This is a genomic window from Kyrpidia sp., from assembly GCF_023512215.1.
GTDB classification, from domain to species: Bacteria; Bacillota; Bacilli; order Kyrpidiales; family Kyrpidiaceae; genus Kyrpidia; species Kyrpidia spormannii.
The window spans coordinates 1-2,907 of sequence record NZ_JAILZZ010000110.1; the positions used below are offsets into that span (position 1 = coordinate 1).

The following is a 2,907-nucleotide window of genomic DNA, read 5'->3' on the forward strand; positions in this document are numbered from 1 at the left end:
CGGCCGTTCTTGCCCAACATCTTGCACACCAAGGAAAGCGAGTGCTCCTCGTGGATCTTGATCTGAAAGCGCCGGGATTGGCGGTGGCGCTGCTGGGCCCGGATGAATATCCGCGATGGGGAGTTGTGGACTGGTTTATCGAAGACTTGGTCGGTCAAGGAGATGAAGTGGTCCGCGATATGGTCGCTCGCCCCCGTTGGGGCCAGGATATGCTGGGTGAAATCATGGTCGTTCCGGCCTACACCTTTGACTCTCAGGAGTACATTGCGAAATTGGGACGGGTTTATCTGGACCGGCCTGCATTTCACCTGGGAGAAAGACCGCAACGGTGGACGGAGCGGCTGCAACGTTTTTTGGACACCCTTGAGAAGCAGGAGCAGCCGGATGTGGTCTTGTTGGACAGTCGGAGTGGGCTGCACGACATTGCGGCGGCCTTGGTGACGGAACTGGGGGCCCACGTGCTTCTATTTGCCGCTGACACTGAGGCAACGTGGATGGGCTATCGGGTACTTTTTCGCCATTGGCACACTTATGGGACGGCCCGGCGGATGAGGAATCGCCTCTCTTTGGTGGCGGCTCTGGTTCCCCCGAGGCGACCGTATTATTTGGACCATTTTCGAGAAGCGGCCTGGGATCTGTTCCGGGACACCTTGTACGATGAAGTGGAGGATGAAACGGATCCGGCCGGTGAGGACCTTTTTTCGTTTGATCTCATGGACGACAATGCTCCGCACCAGCCCATTCCCATCTATTGGAATGAGGGGCTTGCAGCCGTGTCGTCGTTGCAGAACGTCGACAAAAGTGTCGTGGGTTATGCTTACCAACGGTTTCTCCGGTGGTTTGACGATTGGATGGCCCAATGTGAGGGGGCGAAGCCATGAGTACGGGCAGGTTTTCTCTTTTGTCGCCGAGTGAGTTGCGCTTCCTGATGGATCATGCTTTGCCCAAAGATGTGTCTCTCCATGGTGAGGCACCGGATCCTGGAAACGTATATTTGCCCGCCTCCCATGCTAAAGCTTTGCGTCCGAATACCATGGTTGTCGAAGGCATGCGGGGGGCCGGCAAAAGCTTTTGGTGGGCTGCGTTACAACAACCCCCGATTCGGGAGTTGGTGGCGAAGCTTTCACCGGTGGCTGAACTAAAGGATCCGATCGAAGTTGCGGTGGGATTTGGAGAAACCCATAAACCTGACGAATACCCCGATCGCGATATGCTGAAACAACTCCTTCTTCAAGGCTCGGATCCGCGACTGATCTGGAAAACGGTGATCGTACACAAATTGTCCGGGACCGGAGACCCGGTGCGGCGCATGAATTTTTGGCAGGAACGCTACACATGGGTTCGGGACAATCCCGAGCAGGTGGGGCGGCTCCTCGAAGCCCGGGACAAAGAATATGATGAAAAAAGCACGTGGTTCATCGTTTTGTTTGATGCCCTGGACCGGGCAGCAGACAATTGGAAAAATATGTACATCTTAATTCGGGGCTTGCTGGAGACGGCTTTGGAGTTTCGCCCGTATCGGCGCCTGCGGGTGAAGGCGTTCCTTCGGTCGGATCAACTGGATGAGAGTCGGGTGGCCAATTTTGCAGACGGATCAAAAGTGCTGTCTTCAAAAATCGTGCTTTCCTGGCCTCCACACGATCTTTATGGGCTATTCTGGCAATATCTTGGCAATGCCGCGGTGGATCCGGCGGGACAGTTTCGGGAAGCGTCCGCTGCATTGGGGTTGCGGTGGGAGGGAGTGGACATCGGAAAGCGAACGATTTGGCGGGTGGTTCCCCAGGTAATTCACGAGGAGACCCTGCAGCGGGAGGTCTTCCATGCTATTACAGGTCCCTGGATGGGACGGGATCATCGGCGCGGTTACCCGTACACCTGGATCCCCAACCACCTTTCGGATGCCAACCAGCGCGTCAGCCCGCGATCGTTTCTGGCGGCTCTTCGTGAGGCGGTGGAGGATAGCCAAAACCAGCCCTCGAAACATGAAACCGCGTTATATTATGAAAGCATCAAGCGCGGTGTCCGCAAAGCTTCCCAGATTCGCGTGAGGGAGTTGAAAGAAGATTACCCCTGGGTGGATGTTCTCATGGAGCCGCTCCGGGGTCTTGTGGTGCCGTGTGATTTTCACGAAGTGGTTCAGCGCTGGGAGAAGGAAGATTCGCTCGACGAACTCCGTCGACGCTTCGGCGAAAGTGGGGAAGAGCTTGCACCGGCACACCTTGACGAAGGGGTACCCGGAGTTCGGGAAGATTTGGAGCAACTGGGCATCTTTTACCGGATGAGCGACGGGCGGGTCAATATTCCGGATGTGTACCGTATCGGCTACGGTTTGGGTCGCAAGGGCGGCGTCAAGCCGGTTCGCCCAAGGGACGGAGGGTGAACAGGGATGTTGCCCGCCTGCCGATTCGGCTTCAGGAGTCGAAGCGGTTTTATATGAGGCGGATGCGCGAAGAAGAGCACGAACCGGGCGGTGGTTGTCGACGCTCTCACCCGCCTTTCTTGCGTTCGAACGGGGCATCGTCGGTTTCACAAATTGCTGGAGCCATGTCTTATGCCGTACTTTCTTGCTTTCCGGCTGATCGTGGACACGTCGACTTTCAAGTGTTCACTGACTTCCTTCATGGTTTTATACCTTTGCATTGCATTGTGGATGATATTCCTCTCAAACTCCTCAACCAATTCTTTTAAGGATTTGTTTGCCGCGCCTTCCTCCGGCCCATCGTAGTGTCTCAACTTGTCCGGCAATCGTTCCGGTCGAATCAAGGGTTCCGAACAGGTCACCACCAACCGCTCCACAATGTTTTGGAGCTCTCGAATATTCCCGGGCCATGGGTAGGTTAAGAAATAGGGCATAACATCCGGATGGAATTGCACCTTGCGCCCATATTTCTGGTTATAAACGGATAA

Annotated in this window: 3 protein-coding genes; 2 read left to right on the forward strand and 1 reads right to left on the reverse strand. The window is 55.3% G+C overall.

Annotated elements, in window-relative coordinates:
• Nucleotides 1-881: KGGVGR-motif variant AAA ATPase (locus K6T64_RS16605; protein ID WP_288011312.1), on the forward strand; the 881-nt coding region annotated here is incomplete at its 5' end.
• The gene (locus K6T64_RS16610) at nt 878-2,380 is read left to right on the forward strand and encodes a hypothetical protein (RefSeq protein WP_288011315.1); all 1,503 of its coding nucleotides are present in this window, start codon (nt 878-880) and stop codon (nt 2,378-2,380) included. The genes K6T64_RS16605 and K6T64_RS16610, both read left to right, overlap by 4 nt.
• A 146-nt stretch (nt 2,381-2,526) precedes the next feature.
• On the opposite strand, the gene K6T64_RS16615 is transcribed toward K6T64_RS16610, so the two are convergent.
• Nucleotides 2,527-2,907: AAA-type ATPase lid domain-containing protein (locus tag K6T64_RS16615; RefSeq protein WP_288011318.1), on the reverse strand; the 381-nt coding region annotated here is incomplete at its 5' end.

What these genes read in the sequence shown, in the direction of transcription:
- K6T64_RS16610 (WP_288011315.1), top strand. Translation starts at nt 878, where the DNA reads ATGAGTACGGGCAGGTTTTCTCTTTTGTCGCCGAGTGAGTTGCGCTTC.